The 26,395-nt window shown below is 39.3% G+C and carries 16 protein-coding genes; 11 read left to right on the top strand and 5 right to left on the bottom strand.

Annotated features, from left to right (window positions below):
- Positions 1–13: 13 nt before the first annotated feature.
- The 11 genes from ABDV71_RS04920 (at position 14) to lipA (ending at position 12,810) form a co-directional block, all read left to right on the top strand.
- Positions 14–1,006 carry an NAD(P)-dependent oxidoreductase gene (locus ABDV71_RS04920; protein ID WP_343531310.1) on the top strand — a complete coding sequence of 331 codons (993 nt, stop codon included), beginning with the start codon at positions 14–16 and terminating at the stop codon, positions 1,004–1,006.
- A gap of 120 nt (positions 1,007–1,126) precedes the next feature.
- On the top strand, positions 1,127–2,440 hold the full coding sequence (locus ABDV71_RS04915) for an inositol-3-phosphate synthase (RefSeq protein WP_343531309.1): 1,314 nt from the start codon (positions 1,127–1,129) through the stop codon (positions 2,438–2,440).
- A 230-nt stretch (positions 2,441–2,670) separates the two neighbouring features.
- On the top strand, positions 2,671–3,126 hold the full coding sequence (locus ABDV71_RS04910; RefSeq protein WP_343531308.1) for a phosphatidylglycerophosphatase A: 456 nt from the start codon (positions 2,671–2,673) through the stop codon (positions 3,124–3,126).
- 5 nt (positions 3,127–3,131) lie between these two features.
- Positions 3,132–3,506: a GtrA family protein gene (locus ABDV71_RS04905; RefSeq protein ID WP_343531307.1), complete on the top strand. Its 375-nt coding sequence runs from the start codon at positions 3,132–3,134 to the stop codon at positions 3,504–3,506.
- Between the two features lie 2 nt (positions 3,507–3,508).
- Entirely contained in the window at positions 3,509–6,067 is a 2,559-nt protein-coding gene (locus ABDV71_RS04900) for a DUF5686 family protein (RefSeq protein ID WP_343531306.1), read from the top strand.
- 131 nt (positions 6,068–6,198) lie between these two features.
- Positions 6,199–7,488 (top strand): DUF4833 domain-containing protein, encoded by a 1,290-nt coding sequence (locus ABDV71_RS04895; RefSeq protein ID WP_343531305.1) that lies wholly within the window; start codon positions 6,199–6,201, stop codon positions 7,486–7,488.
- A gap of 4 nt (positions 7,489–7,492) precedes the next feature.
- Positions 7,493–8,119, top strand: a complete 627-nt coding sequence (locus ABDV71_RS04890) for a sterol desaturase family protein (protein ID WP_343531304.1) — start codon at positions 7,493–7,495, stop codon at positions 8,117–8,119.
- A gap of 80 nt (positions 8,120–8,199) precedes the next feature.
- Positions 8,200–9,141: a phosphatase PAP2 family protein gene (locus tag ABDV71_RS04885; protein ID WP_343531303.1), complete on the top strand. Its 942-nt coding sequence runs from the start codon at positions 8,200–8,202 to the stop codon at positions 9,139–9,141.
- A complete protein-coding gene (locus ABDV71_RS04880; RefSeq protein ID WP_343531302.1) occupies positions 9,141–9,575 on the top strand; it encodes a GNAT family N-acetyltransferase in 435 nt (144 codons plus the stop codon). The genes ABDV71_RS04885 and ABDV71_RS04880 overlap by 1 nt, the downstream gene beginning before the upstream one ends.
- 166 nt (positions 9,576–9,741) lie before the next feature.
- Positions 9,742–11,823, top strand: a complete 2,082-nt coding sequence (locus tag ABDV71_RS04875; RefSeq protein ID WP_343531301.1) for a tetratricopeptide repeat-containing sensor histidine kinase — start codon at positions 9,742–9,744, stop codon at positions 11,821–11,823.
- Positions 11,824–11,916: 93 nt separating this feature from the next.
- Positions 11,917–12,810 carry a lipoyl synthase gene (lipA, locus tag ABDV71_RS04870; RefSeq protein ID WP_113662079.1) on the top strand — a complete coding sequence of 298 codons (894 nt, stop codon included), beginning with the start codon at positions 11,917–11,919 and terminating at the stop codon, positions 12,808–12,810.
- A gap of 416 nt (positions 12,811–13,226) precedes the next feature.
- On the opposite strand, the gene ABDV71_RS04865 is transcribed toward lipA, so the two are convergent.
- From ABDV71_RS04865 to ABDV71_RS04845, 5 genes are all read right to left on the bottom strand, one after another.
- Positions 13,227–17,615 carry a pectinesterase family protein gene (locus tag ABDV71_RS04865; protein WP_343531300.1) on the bottom strand — a complete coding sequence of 1,463 codons (4,389 nt, stop codon included), beginning with the start codon at positions 17,613–17,615 and terminating at the stop codon, positions 13,227–13,229.
- 75 nt (positions 17,616–17,690) lie between these two features.
- The gene (locus ABDV71_RS04860) at positions 17,691–21,311 is read right to left on the bottom strand and encodes a T9SS type A sorting domain-containing protein (RefSeq protein ID WP_343531299.1); all 3,621 of its coding nucleotides are present in this window, start codon (positions 21,309–21,311) and stop codon (positions 17,691–17,693) included.
- Positions 21,312–21,386: 75 nt separating this feature from the next.
- On the bottom strand, positions 21,387–22,448 hold the full coding sequence (locus ABDV71_RS04855; RefSeq protein ID WP_343531298.1) for a T9SS type A sorting domain-containing protein: 1,062 nt from the start codon (positions 22,446–22,448) through the stop codon (positions 21,387–21,389).
- 292 nt (positions 22,449–22,740) lie between these two features.
- Positions 22,741–24,231, bottom strand: a complete 1,491-nt coding sequence (locus tag ABDV71_RS04850; protein ID WP_343531297.1) for an NAD(P)H-hydrate dehydratase — start codon at positions 24,229–24,231, stop codon at positions 22,741–22,743.
- Positions 24,232–24,253: 22 nt separating this feature from the next.
- Positions 24,254–26,170, bottom strand: a complete 1,917-nt coding sequence (locus tag ABDV71_RS04845; protein WP_343531296.1) for an AAA family ATPase — start codon at positions 26,168–26,170, stop codon at positions 24,254–24,256.
- Between the last annotated feature and the right edge of the window lie 225 nt (positions 26,171–26,395).

Raw genomic sequence — 26,395 nt, 5'->3', positions numbered from 1 at the left:
GTGACAAAGAGACATGAGCAAAAAGGTATTGATTACAGGCGCAAGCGGATTTGTGGGCTATCATTTAATTGTTACGGCAATTGAATGCGGCTTAGAAGTATACGCAGCCGTTCGCCCCAACAGCAATGTCTCCCACCTTAAAGAGTTAAATGTCAACTACGTTCAATTAAACTTTGACGCAGTTGATGAACTCAAAGCCACATTGGAAGAAAAGCAGTATGCTTATATTATACATGCTGCAGGCACCACAAAGGCAAAAACCTTACAGGAGTACAATAGGGTTAATGCCGAATACAGCAGGAACTTGGCACTAGCAGCCTCGCTGGTAAATTATACCGTCGAAAAATTTGTATTTGTAAGTAGCCTAGCGGCCATTGGTCCAATTGCTGATTTTAACACCACCATTGGCGACGATGCTATTGCCCAACCTGTTACCTTTTACGGTTTGAGCAAAAAGTTGGCAGAAGAATATCTCAAGGAGATTGAAAATTTGCCTTTGGTAACCGTTAGACCAACCGCCGTATATGGCCCGAGAGAGAAGGACATTTTTATCCTTTTCAAAACGATTAACAGCGGATTAGAACCTTACATTGGAAGGTTTAACCAACAATTGAGTTTCATTTATGTGAAGGACTTGGCAGAGATTATTATCCGTTTATTGAAATCGGATATTGTCCACAAAACCTACAACATTACCGATGGTTTGACCTATGATAGATATGCTTTAGCCGAGGGACTGAAAAAAGCACTGCACAAAAAAACGTTGAAAGTGCACATTCCTTTGGGAATTATAAAAGGTTTAGCTGGTTTTATGGATACCATTTATGCCAGAAGCAGCAAAACGCCAACGATAAACAAAGAAAAAATAAAAGAGCTGACCGCCCCCAATTGGGCCTGCAATATCGAAAACTTGAAAAGAGACCTGCAGTTTGAGCCCCAATATAATTTGGAGAGGGGTTTAGCTGAGACCGTGAAGTGGTATAAAGCAAACCATTGGTTGAAATAAATAAAGTTTTAAGTTGAAAGTACAAAGTTGCGTGTGAAAAGTTTAAAGTACGAAGTCTAAATACTAGGTACTCATTACTAAATACTAATAATAGATATAAACACATAATAAATAACAATAATGAAAAAGCAAGTAGAAGGAGCTAATGGGAAATTAGGTATCATGATGCCTGGCCTAGGTGCTGTAGCTACTACCATGATTGCTGGTGTAGTTGCTGCTAGAAGAGGTCTATCTAAACCTATTGGATCTTTAACACAAATGGGAACTATCCGTGTTGGTAAAAGAACAGACAATAACGAGCCGTTAATTAAAGACTTTGTTCCCCTAGCGAAATTAGAAGACTTAGCATTTGGTGGTTGGGATGTGTATGAAGATAATGTGTACGATGCTGCAATGAAAGCAAAGGTTATTGATGGACATCTTTTGTATGACATCAAAGATGAGTTAGAGGCCATCAAACCTTACAAAGCTGCATTCGACAAAAACTACGTTAAAAACTTAGACGGAACTTACGTTAAGGAAGCTGCTACAAAATGGGATTTGGCTCAACAAGTCATTGAAGATATCAAAGACTTTAAAGCTAAAAACAATTGCGAGCGTATTGTATTGGTATGGTGCGGTTCTACAGAGATTTATTTAGAGCCAAGTGCTGTTCACCAAACTTTGGCTGCTTTTGAGCAAGGTTTAAAAGACAACGACGCGAACATTGCACCAAGTATGATTTATGCTTATGCAGCGTTGAAATTAGGTTATGCTTATGCAAACGGAGCACCTAACTTAACTGTTGACATTCCTGCAATGTTAGAACTGGCTAAACAAACCCAAACGCCAGTAGCTGGTAAAGATTTTAAAACTGGTCAAACCTTAATGAAAACTGTTTTGGCACCAGGTTTAATGGCACGTTCATTAGGTGTACGTGGCTGGTTTTCGGACAATATCTTAGGTAACCGCGACGGTTTGGTATTGGATGACCCTGATAACTTCAAAACTAAGGAAGTATCTAAATTAGGGGTATTGGAAGATATCTTTAAGCCTGAAGCAAACCCTGATTTGTATGGTGATATGTACCACAAAATCCGTATCAACTACTATCCTCCTCACGGTGATAATAAAGAGAGCTGGGATAACATCGATATCTTCGGTTGGATGGGTTACAAAATGCAAATCAAGATCAACTTCTTGTGCCGCGACTCTATCCTAGCTGCACCTATCGTTTTAGACTTGGCTTTATTCTCGGATTTAGCTAAACGTGCTGGCATGAGTGGCATCCAAGAGTGGTTATCGTTCTACTTGAAATCTCCTCAAACTAAAGAGGGATTGCGTCCAGAGAACGATATCTTTAAACAATTAGAAAAATTACATAATACATTACGTTACATCATGGGTGAAGAGTTGATCACTCATTTGGGACTTGATTATTACGAAGAAAACTAGTTAAATAAAATTAAGGGTTTTGCTGGCCCAAAGAGTAAGACAGCTTAGGTAATTTCCAAGTTACTTAAGCTGTTTTTCAAAGCATTATCTTTTTGTCTGCAAATTGTAATTTACTCCTTGACACCCAAAAAACTTGCGTGGAAACTTTGGGTTTAAAAAAAGTTTCCATAGTTTTGAGCCGTTAAAAAAAATAGAAAGTGAATTACTTTAAACCCTGAGAAATTGAAACAGTGATATTTCACAAAATCATATCAACCAGCCTGGGAATTGGGTATATAGGTAAGGGAGCTGGCACTTATGCCGCTATTTTCACCTGCCTATTATGGTACTTTTTCCTGGCAGGCCAATATGAACCGAAGCTTGCCCCGGCTTTAATTACCCTGTTAATTACCTTACAAGGAATTAGAAGTTCAAACGAAGTAGAAGTGCTTTGGGGCAAAGACCATAACCGAGTGGTTATAGATGAAGTTGCAGGGATGTGCATTTCATTACTTTTTGTTCCAGTAACCATTGAATATGTAGTAACTGGTTTAATATTGTTCAGATTTTTCGACATTCTTAAACCTCTAGGTATTCGCAAGCTGGAAAAATGGCCGGGTGGATGGGGCGTAATGGCCGACGATGTTTTGTCGGGTATTTATGCAAATATCGTCCTGCAGATAATAATTTTCTTCAACATATTTTAAAGAAAATGTTAACCTTTTTAAAAGCACAAGCTTCGTCACTAACGGCAACGTTGGTTGATTATTTGACCACATGGTTTTGTGTGAGCTTTTTGGGGGTTTGGTATGTTGCAGGAAGTGTAACAGGAACAGTTGTTGGGGGCTGTGTAAACTTCTACATGGGGCGTAATTGGGTCTTTAATTCTAGCAATAAAGACATCAGGCCTCAAATTGTGAAGTACATTTTGGTGTGGTGCGGCAATCTTATCATTGTCACCACAGGAGTTTACATACTCACTCATTTTTTAAGCATTAACTATATGCTTTCGAAGATTCTCGTTTCTGGGTTAATCGGTACTATTTACAATTACTTCATGCAGAAGCAATTCATTTTCACGCAGTAAAAATGAAAAAGACATATAAAATATTAATTTATGCACTAATTTTTTTAGGTGCTACTGTAACGGGTGTATCAACGGCATTTGCCCAAAAAACCATCATTACAGGAACCGTTAGAGACGCTGTAACTAAGGAAACGCTCCCTTATGTGTCGATTTTTTTTAACGACACTCGTATTGGTACCCAAACCGATATTGATGGGAATTTCAAAATCAGCACCAACGAAGATTACAACCAGCTTAAGTTTAATTATGTTGGCTACGAGGTTTTAATAAAGAACATTGTGGTGGGGCAAACCCAAAAACTAGATGTGCTTCTAAAATCCAATGCCCAATCGTTGAATGAAGTGACCATTATAGCGGGTAAGAGAAGATATTCGAACAAGAACAACCCAGCAGTTGAATTGATCAGGCAGGTGATTGAACACAAAAACGAAAACCAACCCAAAGCCTACGAAACGGTACAGTATAAGGAATACGAAAAGATGTTGTTCTCCATGAGCAATATCTCTGAGAAATTCAGGAACAAACGCATGTTCAGGAACTATCAATTTCTTTTCCAAGAACAGGATTCTACACAAATTGGTGGTAAAAACCTACTTCCTATTTATATCCAGGAGAAACTGGCCGATCAATATTTAAGTTTCTCTCCAGATAAAAGCAAAACGGTTGTATTGGCCGAAAAGCAAGTACAATTTGACAATAGGTACATTGATAATCAAGGAATGAAAGCCTACTTCGACAGAATGTACCAAAATATCAATATCTACGACAACAACATCTCTGTAATGAGTAACGATTTTTTGAGCCCTATCGCCAATTCTTCGCCAACTTTCTATAAGTTCTTCATTACCGATACCTTAAAGAATCAAACCCCTAATGTAATTGAACTTTCTTTTACGCCTCGCAACAAGGGCGACATGTTGTTCGAAGGAAAAATATACATTACCATGGATGGCAACTATGCCGTACAAAGGGCTTCATTTGGGGTGAACAAAAACATCAACCTTAACTTTGTAAGGGCGATGCAAATTGATCTGGATTTTGAAAAGAACGTAGATAAACGTTACTACCTCAGCAAAAGCACGCTTATTGCAGATTTTGGAATCAATAAAAACAAAGGTTTGGGCTTTACTGGCGAACGTAGCGTCAACTATAAAGAGTACAAGACCAATATTGAAATTCCAGATACCGTTTTCTCAGGCAAAAAAATTGAGATACTTGCCGGTGCAGAAAAAAGGTCAGATGATTTTTGGAAGAAAAATCGCTTGGATTCGATTCCCGAAAAGCAACTGAAAATTTATGGCAATATTGATACCCTACAGAACCTACCTTCTTTTAAACGTACCATGCAAATCGTAACCTTGCTATTTGCAGGTTATCAAAACTTGGGACCTTATGAAATTGGCCCTGTAAATACGTTTTATAGCTTCAACAATGTAGAAGGTTTCCGTTTACGTTTGGGTGGACGTACCACGCCCGAATTGAGCAAAAGATATTATTTTGAAAATTATGCTGCTTATGGGTTTAAGGATGAAAAATGGAAATTTTTCCTATCGGCCACTTATTCTTTGAACAACAAATCCATTTACAAATTCCCTCAAAACTACATCAGGGCCAGTTTTCAAAGAGATACCAAAATACCTGGGCAGGAACTACAGTTTGTACAAGAAGACAACTTTTTACTATCGTTTAAACGTGGTGTAAACGACATGTTACTTTACAATGATTTTTATCGTGTAGATTATGTAAGGGAGTTTGAAAATCGTTTCTCTTATACCGTTGGTTTCAAGAAATGGTCGCAAACACCTGCTGGAGGACTTGTTTACAGTGATGCTGGCAGCAACTCTAATATCAATAGGTTAACCACTAGCGAGTTTAGTGTGGGCTTGAGATACGCTAAGAATGAGAAGTTCTATCAAGGCAAAATATATCGTACGCCTATTATCGACAGGTACCCTATCTATAATTTAAAATATACCATGGGCGTTAAAGGCCTTTTGGGTGGTGAGTACAACTACCACAATATTATGGGTAGCATAGACAAGCGTTTTTATGTATCGCAATTAGGATTTACCGACGTACGATTAGAGGCTGGTTATATTTCTGGAAAATTACCTTTCCCTTTATTAGCGGTACATCGTGCCAACCAAACCTACGCTTACCAACTGAATTCATACAACTTAATGAACTTCCTTGAGTTTGTGAGTGACCATTACGCAAGTATAAATATTGACCATAGTTTTAACGGATTTTTTCTAAATAAGATACCTTTGTTAAATAAATTGAAATTGCGTGAAATTATATCGTTCAAAGCCATTTACGGGGGATTAAGAGACGAAAACAATCCAGAGAAGACCAATACAGGCATCTATAAAATGCCTACTTACGAAAACGGGATGCAAAGGACCTACTCTTTAAACAAGGAACCTTATATGGAAGGTAGCGTTGGTTTAGGCAATATTTTCAAACTAATTAGGGTAGATTTGGTTAAAAGATTTAACTATCTCAATAACCCAGAGGTTTCTGAGTGGGGAATTAGAACGCGAGTTAAACTTGACTTTTAAATATGGAAAGTACGTCATTTCGAGCGAAACAAAGTGTAGTCGAGAAATCTTTAAGCAAGTTGAAAGATTTCTCCATTCCGCTGCGCTCCAGTCGAAATGACGAAAAACATATTTGCTATAACATTTAAAAGATGAAGCTAAGAGATAACCTTCAACAAGGCATTTATAAAGTGATCAATCCTTTTGTAAAAGGATTGATTAAAATTGGGCTTACACCCAATATGGTAACCACTATTGGTTTGATATTGAATATTGGTGTAGCTGTTATTTTTATCATGGGGGCAGAGAAAGCTAACCGTGGAGAATTGGAATACGTGGGCTGGGCTGGTGCATTAGTGCTATTTGCTGGTTTATTTGATATGCTAGATGGCCAAGTGGCTCGTTTGGGTAACATGAGCTCGAAATTTGGCGCACTATATGATTCTGTATTAGATCGCTATAGCGAAATGGTGATGTTTTTGGGTATTTGTTATTACCTCATTTCGCACCATTATTTTTTAAGTTCGTTATTTGCTTTCATTGCCTTGATTGGCTCTATGATGGTGAGCTACACCCGTGCCCGTGCCGAAGGTTTAGGTGTAGAGTGCAAAGGCGGTTTAATGCAACGTCCAGAACGTGTAGTCACCATTGGTGTTTTTGCCATTGCCTGCGGTATTGCCTATAATTTCTTGGGTGGAGATTACAAAGTTTTTGTTCCTGGCATTAAGTTCCATGTGTTCGAAACCATGACTATTTTCACTTTACCTATTGCCATTATGGCGGTATTGACCAATATTACTGCGGTGAACAGGCTAAGAGAAGCTAAAAAGGCTTTAGATGCACAGGATTTCCTAAAAGCCAATCAGAACAAAGCAGCTTTGGTAGCTGGCATCGTTTTATTTGCTGGCTTAGCTTTTGGAACTTCTGCAAACTTACAAGCACAGCAAGTACCAGATGGCGACCCATCACCACTTACTTTCCCCGTACCCAAAAACATCGACAATCAGTTGTTTTATGTACAACGCGACCCGAACATCAATACCATTATCTGCCAATTGAATTTGGATGAAGATGGTCAGCCTATCAAAGATAAACCAGTAAATGTATTTTGGATGCGCTACGCAGATAAGGAAGGGAAAAAAGACCTGAATTATATCCAACGTAAATTTGCTTATGGCATACAAACCAAAGATATCGGTAACGGAAATTTTGAGCTGCGTTTCGTATCCTACAAAAAATTCCCTTTATTGCTTACCAAGTCTACGGTAGATAAAAAATATCATGTATACGTAACCGCCAATAATAAAAAGATTTTGTTGGACAGAATCTTCTTGAGGATTGAGGGTGGTTCATTTTGGCTACCTAATGTAAAATATGTTGAATTGAAAGGTTACGAGGCCAATAACCCTAGCAAGGCGGTGACCGAAAGAATAAAAGTGTAAGATCATGGCAAAGAATTTTATTTCAAACTCTAAGGAATCTATTAGAATGTTTAAGAGCGACTTGCTAGAGCCGCTTTCGAAAGTAAAGTATTATGTGCCCCTACTTATTTATGTCCCTTTGATTTTTTTCTTGGCATGGAAAGCACTGTTTGACGTAAACACGCCGGTGTTAGAATTTTTCGGATGGTTGGCTTTCGGTCTTTTCATTTGGACCATTACCGAGTATGTATTACACCGTTGGATTTTCCATTTCTACCCAACTAGTAAATGGGGCAAACGCATCCATTTTATTTTCCATGGGGTACACCACGACTATCCTAATGATGCGAACCGTTTGGTTATGCCACCATCGGCAAGTATTCCATTAGCTTTAGGTTTTTATTTTCTGTTCGATTGGCTTTTGCCAGACACCAAAGTCTATTCATTTTTTATTGGTTTCATTGGTGGCTATCTATTTTACGACATGGTACATTATGCGCTTCATCATGCCAATTTCAAAAGTGGATTTTGGAAAACATTAAAACATCACCATATGCTACATCATTACCAAGATGCCTCTAAGGGTTTTGGAGTAAGCTGGATGTTTTGGGATGGGATATTCAGGTCGGGATTTGAAAAGAAAAACGATTAACACAACCCACTCTGGCTATGCCATCTTCCCCAAAGGGCAGAGAGGGAATAACAAGCCCTAATAAAACAAACAACAAAATAATGACGTCAGATATTCCTTCTGAGGAACTAAAAAGAAACTTAAAGAAAGACCTGCCATTAACGCTCGGCATTTCGGCACTTTACCTCATCATTTCCTATTTTTTAGTGGGCTACAAAACTGACCAATTGGTTTTAATTGGGATTTTTAACGCTTTGTATTACTTATCGGCTATTACTCGAAAATTCATCATAGGCTTTTCCATTTTCATTGTGTACTGGATTATCTATGACTATATGAAGGCCTTCCCCAACTATAATTACAATCCAGTACATATTGCAGATCTTTACAATTTTGAAAAGAGTATTTTTGGTATAGAGCAAGGTAAATTAGTGCTTACCCCAAATGAGTATTGGTTGTTACATACCAACGCATTTTTAGATGTATTAACAGGCTTTTTCTACCTGATGTGGATTCCAGTTCCATTAGCATTTGCCGCCTATCTGTTCTTTACCAACAAAAAACACTTCTTATATTTTCTATTTACTTTTGTTTGGGCAAATTTATTGGGCTTTGTGGTGTACTACCTCTATCCTGCTGCCCCGCCTTGGTATGTGCAACAGCATGGTTTTGACTTTATAGCGGGTACTCCTGGAAATACTGCAGGCTTAGCTCGTTTTGATTATTTCTTTAACATCGAACTCTTCAAATCAATTTACGCTAAAGGCTCAAACGTGTTTGCGGCCATGCCATCACTACACTCCGCTTATCCACTTATTGTGGTTTATTATGCCTTTAAAGGTAAATTTAAAAAAGCCAATATCTTCTTCGTGATAGTCATGGTAGGTATATGGTTTGCCGCGGTTTACACCAGCCATCATTATTTGGCAGATGTATTGGCAGGCATTACCACTGCTCTTGTGGGTATATTTTCATTTAATTGGCTAAAAGAGCGAAAACCATTAGCTAACTTTATTGAGCGCATGTTAAAACTCATTTCCTAATGGAGATCATTCAACTCAATACAGTTACCGAAAGCCAAGCACTTGAAATTCATGTCCTAAGTAATCAACTGGGATATGAAAATGATACGGTTCTTCTGTTCAACAGGCTAAAACAAATTGTAAAGCTAAACGACCATGCCGTATTCATAGCCAAACAAAATGACAAAATAGTTGGCTGGCTACATTGCTTAGTTTGCCTTAGGGTAGAGAGCCCCTTGTTTGTAGAAGTAACAGGATTAGTGGTAGACGAACATATGAGGGGCCAACAAATTGGTAAAAAGCTTATTGAAGCCAGTAAACATTGGGGTCGTCATCAAAATATTTCTATCATGCGTGTCCGCTGCAACGTAATTCGTATAGAAAGTCACCGTTTTTACCAAACGTTGGGTTTCATTAGCAACAAGGAGCAAAAGGTATTTGAAATGAACCTATAATTTCCATTTACCTACACGAAGCAAAGGCTATTTCTTTCTAGTTATCAAATCATTACAAATTAATTTATTTTCTCAGTTAATTTCGGCTCTCTGTTTTCTTCACACATTCAAGGAATATTTTTTTATATTTATCGAGTATTTCCCCAAACAAACGAAGAACCTCTTTATGATGCCTAGCACCGCCAAAAAACAACATTTGCTGTTTTGCATGCTCATGCTTTGTATTGGCGTTATGGCAAAGGCGCAAACTTCCAAAATTGACGATTTGATAAGCCAATGGGACAAAAACAGCCCCGATACTACCCAAATTAAAATTTTGAGAAAGCTATCTGCAGCCTATACTTCAGTTGACCCAATAAAAAAGTTCTACTACGCCAATCAATACCTGCAATTGGCCAAAAAAAACAACATCGATTCTTCCGTTTCAAATGCCTATTTGGATATGGGGATTGCCTATGCGATAAGAAGTCAGCTAGACAGCGGCTTATATTATTTTAGGTTAGGTCACGAAATAGCCAAAGAAAGCAACTATCTCTCGGGAATTGCTCGCGGCTATGTAAATATTGGTTTTATTTTAGACCGTCAGGATAAGAAAAAAGAGTCGGCAAAACATTATGAAGAATCATTAAAAATCTATCGAAAGCTCAATAACAAGAAAGGCATTAATCAATGCATCATGAACTTGGGCTCGCTTTATTTTGATTTGGGCGAGTATAAAACAGCGGATGCTTATTTTCATCAGGTATTAGACAACGTAAGGGAAACACCAAATGACCAGACAGGCTTGGCCAATGCACTTTTTTCATTGGGCAATTCAAACAGAAAGCTTGGTAATCAGCAAAAATCGTTGGAGTATTTTCGACAAAGTTTAGCCATTCGCGAAAAAATAGGCGACTTAAACGGCATTGCCCTTAGCAATTGGGGCATCGGTTTGGTGATGAACAACACCAACAAATTTGAACAGGCCTTAGCTCACTTGAATGTTGCGTTGGAAAACAACCGAAAAACGAAGAATGTATATCAAGAGGCTATTGTTTTAATGTCTATCTCCCATGCCTATCTGCATTTGGAAGATTATAAAAAAGCAGAAGAAAACGTTCAGCTTGCACTCGAAAAGGCTAAGGAAGCTGAATCGAAAACTCTAGTAGTACAGGCCCTTGAAAATCTGGTAAAGATAGAGGCGGCACAGAAAAAATTTGACCTAGCCTTAAAACATCAAGCTGATTATATGGCTATTAATGATAGCCTCAATAATTCAAGAACCAAGAAAGAGGTTATTTTAAACGATCTGAACAGGGTAAATACCGACAATAAAAATCTAGAAAAACACAATCAGAAAATCACCGAAAAAATTACTGATTATGCAATTATTATTGTCATTATCACCATTTTGCTACTGATTGTTGCCGTTTTATTGCTACTGTACTACAAGCGAAACTCGCAGAATAAAAATGCCAACATGTTGCTTCAAAAGCAGAAACAAGAAATTGCAGAAGTTAACGAGGAGTTGAAAACTCAAATGGAAATCGTGAATGCTCAAAATGTGGAACTTGAAAAACTCAACAGCGTAAAAAACAAGTTCTTCTCCATCGTTTCGCACGATTTAAGGGCTCCAATCAATTCCTTAAAAGGGCTTTTTGAATTGTACCGCAATGGCCATTTGAACGAGGAGGAACTTGGCGATCTACTCAGTAGATTGGAAGACACCATTTACAATACGGCTTCTTTCTTAGACAATCTGTTGGAATGGTCAAAAAGCCAATTAGACGGCATTACGGTTAACCCTATTCATGTAGGGCTCCATCAAATTATAGCCCACAATATTAAACTGATGGAATCCCAAATTAGGACAAAATTAATCAAGATTCAAAACAATGTGCCAACCGAAGCGCTGGCCTTTGTAGATATGAATATGATTCATGTGGTTATTAGGAACTTGCTCTCCAACGCTATTAAGTTCTGCAATGCTAATGACGAGGTTGTTTTTGAAGCCATATTGGATAATGAAAACATTATTTGTACCATTCGCGACACTGGCCCTGGTATTAGCAACATTGATTTGGAAAATCTATTCAACTTAGCCCATATGCCCAACACGGGTACCGCGGGCGAAAAGGGCTACCACATTGGGTTGATTTTATGCCAAGACATGATTGTTCAAAATCATGGCAGCTTAAAAGTAGAAAGTCAGTTGGGAAAAGGCACTACCTTTTACATCACCCTTCCCACAAGTTCAAACAACCCATAATTGAGGATAAATCTGCAAATCGTCAATTAAACATTACAAGCTACCAACATTCAATCGTTACAACAATTAATAAAGATTGTTTAACTTTGTATTATGATTGAACTTCCAGTTGTAGCGCCAGTTACCGAAAAAGCACGTAAACCTGATTGGCTAAGGGTTAAATTACCTGTGGGTAAAGAATATGCACAAGTAAGAAGTTTAGTGGATACGCATAAGCTGCATACCATTTGCGAAAGCGGTAATTGTCCTAATATGGGCGAGTGTTGGGGTGCAGGTACAGCAACCTTCATGATTTTGGGGAACATTTGTACCCGCTCGTGTTCTTTTTGTGCTGTAGCAACAGGCCGTCCTTTGGCGGTTGACACCGATGAACCTAACCGAGTGGCCAATTCGGTGAAGTTAATGGGTGTAAAACATTGCGTAATTACTTCGGTTGACCGTGATGACTTAAAAGATGGCGGCTCTATTATTTGGGCAGAAACTTTACAAGCCATCAGACGTGAAAGCCCAATCACTACCCTAGAAACTTTAATCCCTGACTTTAAAGGTCAATGGGATAATCTATACAGAGTTTTAGAAGAAAGACCTGAGGTTGTTTCTCACAACATGGAAACGGTTAGACGTTTGACCAGACAGGTTCGTATTCAAGCGAAGTACGACAGAAGCTTGGAATGCCTTAAAAGAATTTCGGAATTTGGTTTACGCACTAAAACTGGTATCATGCTAGGTTTAGGTGAAACAGAGGAAGATGTTTTTGAAGCCATGGATGACTTAGTTGCGAATGGTGTACATATCTTAACTTTAGGACAGTACCTACAACCTACCAAAGCTCATCATCCTGTTGTTGACTGGATCCATCCAGACCAATTTGCTAAATACAAAGAAGTAGGTTTGGCAAAAGGTTTGAAATATGTGGAAAGTGGTCCATTGGTACGTTCTTCTTATCACGCAGAAAAACACCTTTTTGACATTGAAGGAATAGCGTAAGAGCAGGTTTTTTATGATTAAAGAATAAGGAGCAAGGGATAAAGACCGTGTTCCTTAGGTATTTTGCTAGTATTTACTTTACTACCGCTTCGCAGATAAACTTTTATTCATTGTTGATACCATTGAGTTTACTATGTGCCTATGTGGTTCATTTAGAAAGTTTTTGGTAAAAAAAACAACCACATAGACACGTAAGAGTGCATACCAAATAGTCCCGTTTTTAGCAGAACGAAGAGGCTTTACTGAGGCTCGAGATCATGAAAAATTACAAAATACCTAGCCCTCGCCTTACTTTAGATTCTATTCACAAAAAAACACCCCTAGCATTATTGCCAGAGGTGCTCCTTCGTTTGTTGATTTAGAATGGGATGAAATTTACTGCAGAAAAAGCAAAGCCAGCAATGGCAAGCCCTTAATTATTTTCTGATGATTTTAAGTGTCTGTTTATTACCCTCGTTAAAGAGGTTGATGAAGTATAAACCTTTTGGAAGCTTACTGAAGTCCAAAGTAGTGCTATTCTCCCCTTTTTTAGCCCATTGACTTATTTGTTTTCGCCCCTGCAGATCATAAACCACCACTTCGCTATTTGCGGATAAGGTGGCAAACTTAAGTGTGGCTAAACTTTCCGTTGGGTTTGGATAAGCGGCTAAACTCATTCCCAAATCTTGGATTTCTACCAAACTTACCTCGCTAAAAGTTACCTTTCCATCTTTATCATATTGCTTTAATTGATAATAGCTTTTGCCCGTTAATGGCGAGCGATCTATAAAGCTATATTGATGTTCGCCTGCCGTATTTTTTGAGCTTTGTACATTCACCACTTCAAATGCTGAAATTTCGGTCCTACGTAATACTTCAAACTTATCCGTATTTCTCTCATTAGCAGTTTTCCAATTAATGCTTACCTGCGGGTTGGTATTTGTACCTGATTTTTTTGCTTCAAAAGAAAGTAAATCCAAAGGCAACACACCATCGTTAACTACCACAAATGGACTAAACTGGCTAATGTTATTGATGGTAGCGGTATAAGGATTAGTGCCAGCAAGCGTAGCGGCGTAACCCACATAAGCACCTGCATGATAATTGGCTACGGATATAGGTGAACTGGCTGAAAAGCCAGCATTATGGTTTACAGCAGTCCATTGAAACTGAAGATTAGCATTTGCTCCTGCACCTGATGGCGTAATATTCCATTGCAGGTTTACCGAGTTGGAAGGATTAAATGGTAGAGTATTATCTATCCCTGTTTTTAAGCTTACTGAAAAATCATTGCTGGTTCCCGTATTGCTAATGTTTAAAGGCGAATAACCTACACTGGTTCCCAACGGAATTAGGGTATTAGTGGAACCTATATTTTTCACAATCAAACTGCCCGTTCCATTGGTGATGACATAACCTGTTGCGGTATTATCTCTGGTGATACTATTTACGGTTAATGAGTTATTACCTAAGGTTAAAATTCCGGCTTCTACCGTGAGGTTGTCTGAAACCACTGACGATTGTAGCATATAGTTCCCTACCACATCAATGGTTAGGTTTTTCAGTAAAGTAGTGGCATCGTTATACTTATATATGCCCGTTGTTCCTTTCAAATTCAATTTTATCGAGGCAGCCGAGTTTGATTCGAATGTCCCGCTATTCACCACAAAATCACCTGCTACATTCAATATTGCATTTACCGTCCCATTTTCTCTCACAACTACTCTGCCCCCATTTTGCTCATAACTTCCCAGGCCAATAGTCCCATTGGTATTTAATAAAGCCAGGTAAGTAGTTCCTGTACTGTTTACCGTAAATTTACCGCGTATGTTAGCTGTTAAATTCCCCTGAAAAGCATAATAATTGGTTTGCCCTGTATTGTTCCAAATCACGTTATAATAACTCATTGTGTTTTTCAATATTCCCGTTTGAGAAGTTGTAATTCCCGAAATCAAAAAGGTAGAACCATCTTCGAAAGTAATTACCGCAGGCATGGTGTTTGAATTGGCTGCATGCTCATAAACTCCGCCATCTTTTACGGTTACATAATTATAATTCACTGAAGATTTATTAGTAAGCTTTCCTTTGATGAATACATTACTTCCTGTTTGGTCAACTTTTAGGGTACCGTTGTTGGTTACCGAACCATTAATGATCAAATCATATTTACCATCGTTATTTACGATACCGTTATTTTCAAACTCGCCATCTATTTGATAAAGCTGGTCTCGGTGAATGTTTAAAGTTTTACCATTTTCTACAATCAGCTTACCACCGTCTCTTACCACGATGGAATTGACATACCCATAAGAGCCACTTTGTGCAGTGGTTAAATCAGTGCCATTAGGAGCAATCACGGTGTGATTAGCTTGAATAAAAGAAGTTTGTCCCGTACCAAAGTGCGGAATGGTTGGTGCTGTTGACCATATGCCAGACACCATTTTTTGCCAAATACTGGAATCTAACCATGAGCCGCTGCTAACCGTTCTGTAATCTCCTTCTTTGGCCGCTAGCCCAACATCTCCTTTGATATCTACATTTTTAAGGGTGACATACCTAGTAGCACTTGAACTTCCAGTTCTAAAGTATAGCCTAAATTTTAGTTCCTGACTAGGCGATATCATTACACCGGCGGCACCGTTTAAAGCAAAAGCATATCTTTTTGCGCCTGTATTCTGATTGTCCAATAGCCAAGTGCCATCTGCGAAAGTTGGATAGCTACCAGTAACCACTAAAGGACTCCCGTTTAACAATCCAGATTTCAATAGTGTGCTGGTCACAAAATTATCGGTTGAGTACTCGATGGCGAAATTTCCAGTAGTATTAAAAACGGCCAAGTTAAACAAAATAGAATCTGCTCTTATCTCGTACGTTGAACTTGGTTTTACCGTGATTTCAATGTGCTTGGTCTTATCAGTCATGTTCTTTAAGCCATTGTCGGTTTGCCAGCTCCCGCCATCAGCGGCAGGTGCAAATTGTACGCCCGAAGCAATAGAGAAAGGCACATTATTCCCACTTGCTTGGCTAGATAAAATATAACTTTTTAAATCCAAGGTAGCAGAGGTCACGCCCTCTCTTAAATAAGAAGCATTCACATTTTGAGTAAAATTGAGGCTTGCGATACCTTTGCTATTTACCAAAGGCTGATTTAAGGTTTCGCCACTCGCAGCAATGCTTTTATTATGACTGCCCGTTCCAGAAACAAAGGTCACATTCCCCGAATAAAGCCCCGCAGCACTTGCATTTAAACGCACCAAAACAGATTTGGAAGCCAATAAACCATTGGTAACCGTAAGCAATAGCGGGCTCGAATTACCTTTCCATGTTACGCCGTTATCCGCACTTACCTCGAAATTAACAGGAGGTGTCACCGTAACATCTGTTTGTAGATATTCACCACTCAGTGTGAGCACTTGTGTTGCCGAAGGCTTATCTATCCCTTGCTTAAATGCTTGCAATGAACCTGTCAAATTCATTACAGGTATTGCAGCTATCGTAGCACTTTCCGAACGCACCGTTCCACTTGCAGAACTGGCTTCTACATAATACTCGTAAGTAGACATAGATGGGGGAACCGTTTCTTTTCCAGTGCTTGGTGCATAGGCAACATTCACGTCGTTGCCGGTAATGGTTTGTTCATTTACCAAAGCTGGGCTACCACCATTTGTAATGCGATACAACCGATAGGTCACATTATTTTCTGGCCAGTTTAAATTCCATTTAAAAGTAAGCTCGGTTCCTGTTTTGGTATACTTGAAATTGGAAATAGCCAACCTATTTGCTGGCACGGCATTGCCATCCAAAAAAACAGCATAAGGGTCCCAAACTACATTATTCCTATCCTTAAAAACCACATTGTTATCCAAATACTCGGCAACTTCACCAGCGTTTAATTGCTTAGACCAACTTACCCTCGAAGCTACACTTAAGGGGTTTCCTGCCATATCCATGGAATTGTATTCGGCGTAAATAATTTTAATTACATCGGTACCCGCATCCCAAATTGACCATCCTTCTGGTTTAACCACATTACTCATTTTGGTGTTTACAAATACCGTTGCCGAGGTTGCCTTTGGTTCAGCCGTGGCCGCATCATTTTGCCAAGGTCGGCCCAATACGTATTTTGTAGTACCTCTATTGGCTATAATCTCACAGTTTCTGAACAACAAACCTTTGCTTTCTCTGGTATTAGAAGCCGTGATATAACTGCTTGCCTGATTATCTACCCTATCTCTCGGATAAATAGTGCACTCGTCAAATACTGTTTTGGCGTTACCAAAAATAAAATCGACCACGCCTTCAATGTAGCATTTGTACAACGACTGGGGGTATTTAGAATTGTAGGACAGAAAAGTATCTTGTCCACCTAAAAACCTGCAATTTTTGAAAGAGGCCCTATCACCACTCACATTAATCGCCAAAGCTTGTGGCGCATCGCCAGTCGTATTTTCGAAGGTGATATGCGCCGCACTAAAATCATCAGCATTGATGATTACCGAAGCCGAATTTGCGGTACCATAAGTACCACCCCCAGGGATATTCTTCCCGTTGTAGTTGTTATAGGTGATGATGGTTTTGGCCACATCTTCTCCAATAAATTGGATGAAGGGCTTTGCAATGGTTAAGTTTTCATAATAAACTCCCTTTTTGATGAATATCCGATAAGGAGATGTTGCGTTAGATGGTGCAGCATTTAATGCCGCCTGAATAGTAGTGTAATTACCTGCACCACTTGGGTCTACAGTAGCCTGATATTGAGCCCCTACCTTAAAGGCTACCAAGCATAACACCATGCCGAAAATTGTTTTTAAAAGATGCCTTTTCATTTTTTATGTTCATGAATTTGGAGAAAAAGGGAGCAGCCATTGGGCACTCCCTTTGATGTACCGAGAATTAGGATTTTATTTCTTAATGACTTTTACTTGCTGTTGCCGCCCGTCTATATTTACTTTGATGATATAGAATCCATTCGCTAAGTGAGCGAGGTTTACACGGGTATCCGCTTGTCCTTTGGTCAATTTCTGCGAACTTTTTTGCTGCCCCTGTGTATCATAAACACTTAGGGTTCCTACGTTTTTAACAATCGCATGTTCTACTATAATTAAACCACTGGTAGGATTTGGATAGGCACGGAATTCGGTCGCTATTGCAGGAAGATTAATATTTTTTATTTCGCTAAAAGTGGTTTGACCATCTTTATCGTATTGTTTTAGTTGATAATAACTATTGCCAGATAAAGGTGTACGGTCTGTAAAATTGTATTGGTGTTCGCCTGCAGTATTATAAGTGGTTTGTGTATTGACAACTACAAAATCTCCTTCGTCGCCCTTTCTCAATACTTCAAATTTTTCGGTATTGCGCTCATTAGCTGTTTTCCAAGTTACATTTACTTGAGGGCTTGTTGCTGTTCCCGATTTTTTAGCTTCGAAGCTCAATAAATCTAGAGGTAGTACATCTGGGAACCAATCTACCTTATCAGCCCCTGCATAAATAGGCACCAATACCCTTACTACTGAAGCAGGAAGTGCAGTGTAACTGTAATAAGTAGCTGGATCAAAAACACTACCAGGGTTCAACTCATCAAATTTTACCGATCGCCCCCCAGGATTTAACATGGCCGGATTAATTTGAGCCGTAATCACCGGCAAACCAGAATCATCATATTCGTTACCAACCTGTTTCAAACCAACGGCGGGCTTATTTCCTGTTTTTGAGGTAAAAGTATCATCGGTGTTGTTGCCAAAAACAGCTTTAAAATCTGCAGAGGTTCTATCGGCGTACATTCCCCAACGTGTATTCAGGTAGAAGTTATTTTCGGCAAGTACATTGGCTCCAATAGCCGCTGCAATTCCATAAAGTTTTACGCCATTACTTAAACAGTTCAATACGTGTACTTCACCAAATCTCACCCTAGGATTCCTTGAGTTGGTATTCAGAAAATGATTGGCATAGTGAGTTACTTTTAAGCGGCCTACATCTTTACTTGCATTATTATCAGAGTGCCCAATCAATCCTGTTTTCCAGCTATTGCGATAAAGGGTCCAGGAAATAGTGATATAACTTGCGCCGTCTTTAATGTCAATCCCTCCATCAGGATGTTCCGAATCAGTAGGCATTGTGGTAGGATGTCCAACGGTACAGTGGTCTACCCAAATGTGGTTGGTTTCAGTGTTACCGATGTTAATGCCATCATCGTAGTAATCTTGAAAAGAAATATTTCTGATGATGATATTTTGACTTCTTTTAACATTGATGCCGAATTTAAACACCACATTTTTACGTCCAATGATGGTTAAGTTAGCCTGCTCCTGAATGTCGAGCATATGGTTTCCCCAAACACTAATTGATGGGCTTAAAGTCACATCTTCATAAACACCTGGCTCCAAAACGATGGTCAACGGACTTGCGTCCATGTATTTATATCTTATTCTATTGTAAAGGGTTTGTGCTAGTTTATTAAACTCTGCCGGGCCATTGATATAAATGGTTTTTTTGGTAAAACCTGGTACTACAGCATCGCCTCCTGTAGTTGGCCCGGTAAAACCATCAGCAGTAATGGATGCAAAACCTACAGGTTGTTTGAAGTCGATGTTCAGGTTATCGGTAAAAGTAGCCGTGATATTTTTATGGCTATTTACAGTGATTACTTGTGAAGTGGCATTACCTGTTAAATCACCAGACCAGCCTTGAAAGGTAGAGCCTAGTACAGAACTTGCCGTAACCGTTACCTGTGTACCATCGGCATATTCGCCCCCAGCAGGATTAAGTACCACACTACCAATCCCTACCGTAGTCACGTTAACTTTGTAAGTACTGATGACCCTAAAATTAGCCGTTACGGTTTTATTGCTATTCATTACTAAAGTAGCCGGATTGGCATTTCCTGTTAAATCTCCTGTCCAGTTATCTAATTTCAGCGCGGGCTTATCTTCCGCCAAAAGGGTCACGGTTTCGCCCGAAAAATAGCTATTGCCTACCCTGCTTGGACTTAATGCTACCGTTCCACCATTAGTAGTCATTACGTTTAAAGTATAGGAAGCACATTGTGCGCCCGATAAATCCAATCGGTCTAAATTTGGTCCATCGGTAGTTTCCCAAGTCAGTTTAATTTTATTGACCCCTGCATTAAGGTTTACCGAAACAATGGCCTCAGTCCAATCGGTAAAAGTAGGCGTACGAGGAAAATCGACATTCTGTACAAAAATATCGTTTACATACAAGGCCGCTGTACGATTTTCGTCCTTAGCAAAAGCGTATCTCAATTTTGCCGTTTGTACCCCTGCTTGTTGGTTACATACCGTGAAAGTAATTTGGTTTTCACCACCTGCTAAAAAGTCGATAAATCCTGAGCCCGTAAAACCTGTATGTTGTGTATCCACTTTACCTGTAAAGTCCGCTTGTTCAGCTTCGTAAGCTGTAAAAGTGAGGTTAGGGTCAACAATAGCCACCGTAACAGTCCATGATTTGGTACTGCCATTTTGAGCAGTTACCACATAATTTACTGGGGCACTAAAGTTCTGAGCACTATTAGTGGCGGGATTGGCAGAGGCAAATGGTGATACCTGAAAAGTAACAGGCGTTAAAGCGGCTAAGCTAGTGCCAAGCGGCATGGTGACCAAAATTTGCCCTGTATTGCTATTGATAGAAGCATTTCCAATTTGGCTGTTAGAAAGTTTAAAGGCAGTTATCTCCTTTTCTGTAGACTGCACTACAGTGGTGATTACGGTCCAGCTTTTAGTGGTTGTACCGTCTTGAGCTGTTACTACATAAGTTACAGGGTTGGCAAAATCACGAGCGGCGGTAGCCAAAGGGCTAACCGTTGCACCGTTAGAAATAGTGAAAGTGCTAGGCATTACATTGGTTAAACTTACTCCTGTAGCTACATTGATGTTAATGGTTCCCGCAGCATAGTTAATGGTTTCATTACCTACTTGACCTGGAAGCTTAAAAGCAATCACTTCAACATCGGAACTAATGGTAATGGCAGCAGATGCCACCGTTAACCCATCAATATCATTGTCATTAGCCGTGGCATTTACAATTCTAATTCTTCTGATATCTGCTGCCGAAATAGACGAACTTTGGGTAAAATTTACCGTATATAAACCTGCCGTACAGCCAGCGGCGGTAGACGTGGCGGTAGAAATTTGCACCCAGTCAGCTTCTGTAATGGTAGCTAAGTCTGATTTTGTTGTGGCATAAAAAGTAAGTGTCCTCACTGAGGTCCTACTGTTATTAAAAGTAAGTGTAGAAACGCCATTGTTAAACAACGGGGTAATGGCGTATGAATTTTCCCCTCCTATAAATCTAAAACCATAAGTTCCATCACATTTTGTAGTGGAACGGTAGGCGCCTTTTACAGCCCATGTTCCAGAAACCAAATTAGCCGAGGTCTCAGTAGTTGGTTTAGTAGTAGGCAGTCCAGTTTCAAAACTTTCGGTAAAGTAGTTCGTTTGCGCCCTTGAAAACTGAGCTAGCAAAAAAAGGAGACAAATCGTAAATAATAGTTTCAATTTCTTCATAACAGGGATTTGGTTAGGACATAGTACGCCCATACCGTCTTAAAAGGCGGTACAGAATATGCTACGTTTTAGAGGTTATTTTTTGATGAACTTGTGCGATTGTGATTGTCCGTTGGCTTCGTACACCAGCAAATAAGTGCCCGAAGTTAGAGCAGCCACATTAATGGTCGTAGAAGCGGTTCCTTGTTTAGCGTTGGCCTTGATCAGCGAACGACCGTCTAAACCTACGACCTTTAACACAGCTGCACTTTTAGCATTGTCGTGACTGACAATCAATTCATTACTTACAGGATTTGGGCGCAGACTTAAGCTGATGCCTTCTATTTTTACATGGGCAATTTCGCTGTAAGTATACTTGCCATCCCTATCACGTTGTTTCAAACGATAATAAGAGCTACCAGCCAAAGGCGATTTATCCGTAAAGCTGTAATCATGTGTGCCTGCTACATTTTTGCTGAGCACCGTGGTTACTGTTGAAAAGTCCGTGTCATCAGCTTTTCTTTCCACTACAAAGTCTTGTGTGTTCACTTCATTGGTGGTTTTCCAGCTCAAGTTTACGGTTTTGCCTAGGGCATCAGGTTTTGCCGAAAAAGAGAGTAATTCCAGCGGTAAAAAATCAGATGGTAAGGTGTAGTCAGAAAATCCGGCTGCTACGTAATATAAACGAGCCGTGCTAGAAGTACGTTTAATTTGCACAAATTTAGCTCCTCCATTAGGGATGGTAAATTCGGCCAATACGCCAGGTGCTGTTGCTCCTGCAGCCATGGTATGGGTTAGTGTGCCATCAATACTTGATGCATTTGCACCATAGGAAACAGTAATTCCCGATACACTCGAGTTTCCAGTACCTCTATATTGTACAGAAATTTTAGTGATATTACCTGTTGACAATGAGGTTAGCGCAATATTTCTGGTAGAGTTGTTTAGCGTGTAATAAAAAAAGCCAGAAGTACCATCTGCTACCACTCCAGTGGTTTCATAATCAAGCTTGATGTTGTTTTGGGTAGTGGTTCCAGAAACTACTTCGGTAGTGGTAGTGGTTGCTGGGCCAGGAACTTTATAGGTAAGCTCTTGTGCTTTTGAGGTTAAAGAAAAGAGCATACAAAGGCATGCGAAAAAAGGTAAAGTTTTTTTCATAACAATTAGGTTTACAAATTTGGTCAGGTAATTTTGGAGTGTTGTTACCCCGCATGCAAAAGGCTATAAAACACTTCTTTATCCAAAATCTATTACAGATTTAAGAAATTGTTTTTTCTAAAGAAAGAGAAAACTGTGCAATCGTTCTCGGAAAAAAAAGTGCTTTTAACCACCAAAAACACTACAGAAGCATATAAAAACAAAGGTAATTTTAATGGAAAAGTGAGAATTTTGCGATTATTTTTTTTCTCCAGACCACAATATCAATTAAAAATATCCGTTGCAAAAGCTGCTACTGATCATATTCCTTTAAGATTTTAGGAATAGCTTTGAAAAGCGTAGATGCAGAAATTACACCGTGACTTTTTGCCAAAGCGTCGCCAGTTTTACCATGCAAATATACACCTAAAATAGCAGCCTCCGCACTGGCATGTCCTTGCGCCATAAAGCTCGTAATCATTCCCGTTAAAACATCGCCCATGCCGCCTTGCGCCATGGCTGGATTGCCCGTTGGATTAATGCAAACATCACCTGTTGGCAAACAAACAAAAGTATATTGATTTTTAAGGACAATGATTATTTGTAGTACATGGGCTTTTTGTCTAGCGGTTTCCACACGTTGCCACCAGTTTTGATGTTCGCCAAACAGGCGGTCAAACTCTTTTAAATGTGGGGTAATGATACTTTTTTGTGGTATTTTCTCCAACAACTCTTTGCGACCGGCAATGATATTAAGCGCATCAGCATCTAGTACCAGAGTTTGGTTTTGGGCAAGTAAATATTCAAGCAATTGGGTTTGGTCTTTGTCCACACCAAGCCCTGGTCCAACGGCAATTGCCTGATATTTGTTCAATGTTGTTTTTTGAAGTGCTTCTCTACTTAAAAACATCGCCTCTGGCAAACTTACGTTTAAAGCGGTTAAGCCACTTTGTGGGATACAGGTGGTTACCAAACCAACACCACTATGCAAGCAGGCTCCTGTGGCAAGTAATGCTGCGCCCATAGTTTCGGTATTACCGGCAAGGACTAATGCGTGTCCGTAGGTGCCTTTATGGGAAAAACTTTCACGGGGTTTTAAGGTATCGTTAACAAATTGATTGGTAATTAATTTCCAATGGCTGGGCAAACTTTGGATATAAGCTTCCTTTAATCCGATAGGCACCACTTTAAACCTATTCAAAGCTTTGGTACTTTCTGGGAAGAAGAAATTGATTTTTGGTAGTTGAAAACTAATGGTTAGATCTGCCTTGATGCCCTGATAAGGCTGTTGTATTTCCCCTTCGCTGCTAAAGCCGGTAGGTACATCTACCGATATAACCGTTGCTCCAGATTCATTGATCAATGACACTAATTCAGCATATGCTCCGCTTAAAGGTTTATTTAAACCGGAACCCAAGAGTGCATCTACCACGATTTCATCTTTCAAAAGTTCCAACTCATTAGGGCGGGTCAAGATAGCAATAGATTGATTCGTCTTTTTCAATCGCTCAAGGTTGAGCAGGTAATCTGCTGATGAGCTTTGGGAAAATTGAGTTAACAACACACGAATATTTGAAAAGCCTTTATCTCTTAATATCCTGGCAATAGCCAGACCGTCTCCACCATTATTTCCCTGCCCACAAGCTACCAAAACAGCTCGTTGTTGATTGGGATAAGCCATCATAAAAGTTTCCACGAAAGCCACAGCAGCCTGTTCCATCAAATCAATGGAAGAAATGGGTTGTTGCTGGATGGTGTAAGCATCAACGGCTCTAATTTGTGAAGCAGTAAGCAGATTTTTCATCCATGTTAACGATTAAGATTTCTTAAAACAACTGTAACGTAACCGCTTCTTGTGCATTGGAACTGTTCTCCTGAACTTTCTTTTGCTTGGTTCGTTGTTTAACAATCCACTCTTGATAATCCTCCGTTTTCAATTGCGCTTCTAACAACCCCGAGCCAATGTGCATTAAAGTGATACAGTTATCGATCTGTTGTCTTACTTTTTGTAACTGATGTTGTATTTGTTGTTGTATTTTATTTTTTGGCTTTACCCTTACCAATTTTAATATCGGATTGAGGGCCTTTATAGCCAGTTCTTTTGCAAAATAGGTGTTTGCCGCTACTATCCTTGACTGAAGCGTTGCCTGTTCTACAAAACCACCTTGCTGATGTAAAAGTTTCACTTGCGTTTGAAACTTTTCTATCAGTATCGCCAAAGCCGAAACACTCGTAATGATTTCAGAGAGTTGGGTTTTAAACATTGGGATATTTGCTTTGTTGATTTCTGGGTCATTGTCAATCAAATTAAGCTCGTAAATGATATGATTGAAACGGAAGTGATTAAGTACCAATTGTAGGATAAACTTTTCTTGTGCCTCCACCTTCATTTGGTCTAACTGCTCCAAATTGAGCGGTTTCATAAAGTTAATCACTTCATTGTTGGACCTTAAGCTATCCTTATTGATTTTAGATTTTAGCACCAATCCATCCAAGGTTCTTACCCTACTTAAAGCCACATAAACCTGTCCAGCAATAAACGATTTTCCTGCATCGATAATAGCATGGTCGAAAGTTAAGCCTTGGCTTTTATGGATGGTCACTGCCCAGGCCAATTTAATGGGATATTGTAAAAATTCGCCCACCTGATTTTGGGAAACCTGTTCTTCATCGTCCAATTTATATTCAAATGATTGCCAAGAGCTCTTGGTGAGCAGTAATAACTCCTCTTCATCAGTAAAAGCAACATAAATGTCATCATGGACAATCGATTTAATCTTGCCTATTTTTCCATTATAAAATTTTCTGTCTTCGCCCGTATCGTTCTTGATGAACATAATTTGCGCCCCAACTTTTAACACCAGTTGTTGCTCTGCCTGTAAACCCAATTCCTTAAAATCGCCATTTACCTCGGCATCAAAAGTATAGACCTCTCCCTCCAGTTCATCCAACTTTTGCTTGTTGATTAAATTGGCTTCTGCATTATGCGAAGTAATAATAATGGGATTAATTTCCTGACTATCTTTAAATTCAGGATCAAAGCGTTGATTGAGCAGTGCTAAACTTTCGTCATTAATCTGGTTACTTCTGATGTCGTTCAATATGTTGATAAAAGTTTCTTCTGTTTGTCTAAATACCTTTGTCAGTTCAATCTGCAACAACGGATGTTGACGCACAACAATCGAATCAAAGAAGTAGGGCGACGGATATGCCTTGCTTAAAAATGCCCAATCCTCACGTTTGGTTACCGGGGGAAGTTGGTATAGATCGCCAATCAATAAAAGCTGTAAGCCACCAAAAGGGCTGCTATTTTTCCTCACAGAACGCAACAATGCATCCAATACATCCATTACATCGCAACGCACCATCGACACCTCATCAATCACCAATAATTCCAGTTCGTTAAAAAGCTTTAATTTATCGTTGGTGTAACTCAAATCGTTTACTACCGAACGAATGGAAACAAAGCCTTCCTGTAAGTTATGCAAACCAACATCACCTGGAAAAAAGGAACCCGGAGGTAGTTGAAAAAAAGAGTTGATAGTGGTTCCCTTTGCATTCATTGCGGCAACTCCCGTAGGTGCAACAATGGCCATTTTCTTCGAACTTTCTTTTTTTATTCGTTTGAGCAGGGTTGTTTTTCCCGTACCCGCTTTACCTGTCAAAAAAATAGATTGATTGGTATACTCAATAAACTCGAAAACTTTATCTGCAATAGGATTTTCCGCCACTACTTTGTCCATAACACAAATCTAGCTAAATTAATTAGCAAGAGGAATTTTTCCTTGCCATAGATGCACAGATATATCCTTTTTAAGATTAGATTTAATAATTATAGCTATCAAATCTGTGCATCTTTGGCTTTACTAAGTTTGTCATAGACAAACAGATAGTCCATGAGATCAAATAATCCAATTTTTTCGTAAAACAGCAAATTGCCAACGGGCCTTAACTAAGGCTTAATAGTC

Origin of the sequence: Pedobacter sp., assembly GCF_039594775.1 — a bacterium.
In the GTDB taxonomy this organism is placed as follows: Bacteria; Bacteroidota; Bacteroidia; order Sphingobacteriales; family Sphingobacteriaceae; genus Pedobacter.
The sequence above is the reverse complement of the archived record's forward strand: the minus strand, read 5'-3'. Positions and strand labels throughout refer to the sequence as shown.

Bases quoted from the DNA above. Each gene is read 5' to 3' on its own strand.
- ABDV71_RS04890 (WP_343531304.1), top strand. From the start codon at position 7,493: ATGGCAAAGAATTTTATTTCAAACTCTAAGGAATCTATTAGAATGTTT.
- ABDV71_RS04920 (WP_343531310.1), top strand. From the start codon at position 14: ATGAGCAAAAAGGTATTGATTACAGGCGCAAGCGGATTTGTGGGCTAT.
- ABDV71_RS04885 (WP_343531303.1), top strand. From the start codon at position 8,200: ATGACGTCAGATATTCCTTCTGAGGAACTAAAAAGAAACTTAAAGAAA.
- lipA (WP_113662079.1), top strand. From the start codon at position 11,917: ATGATTGAACTTCCAGTTGTAGCGCCAGTTACCGAAAAAGCACGTAAA.
- ABDV71_RS04845 (WP_343531296.1), bottom strand. From the start codon at position 26,170: ATGGACAAAGTAGTGGCGGAAAATCCTATTGCAGATAAAGTTTTCGAG.
- ABDV71_RS04895 (WP_343531305.1), top strand. From the start codon at position 6,199: ATGAAGCTAAGAGATAACCTTCAACAAGGCATTTATAAAGTGATCAAT.
- ABDV71_RS04850 (WP_343531297.1), bottom strand. From the start codon at position 24,231: ATGAAAAATCTGCTTACTGCTTCACAAATTAGAGCCGTTGATGCTTAC.
- ABDV71_RS04880 (WP_343531302.1), top strand. From the start codon at position 9,141: ATGGAGATCATTCAACTCAATACAGTTACCGAAAGCCAAGCACTTGAA.
- ABDV71_RS04915 (WP_343531309.1), top strand. From the start codon at position 1,127: ATGAAAAAGCAAGTAGAAGGAGCTAATGGGAAATTAGGTATCATGATG.
- ABDV71_RS04855 (WP_343531298.1), bottom strand. From the start codon at position 22,448: ATGAAAAAAACTTTACCTTTTTTCGCATGCCTTTGTATGCTCTTTTCT.
- ABDV71_RS04865 (WP_343531300.1), bottom strand. From the start codon at position 17,615: ATGAAAAGGCATCTTTTAAAAACAATTTTCGGCATGGTGTTATGCTTG.
- ABDV71_RS04875 (WP_343531301.1), top strand. From the start codon at position 9,742: ATGATGCCTAGCACCGCCAAAAAACAACATTTGCTGTTTTGCATGCTC.
- ABDV71_RS04860 (WP_343531299.1), bottom strand. From the start codon at position 21,311: ATGAAGAAATTGAAACTATTATTTACGATTTGTCTCCTTTTTTTGCTA.
- ABDV71_RS04900 (WP_343531306.1), top strand. From the start codon at position 3,509: ATGAAAAAGACATATAAAATATTAATTTATGCACTAATTTTTTTAGGT.
- ABDV71_RS04905 (WP_343531307.1), top strand. From the start codon at position 3,132: ATGTTAACCTTTTTAAAAGCACAAGCTTCGTCACTAACGGCAACGTTG.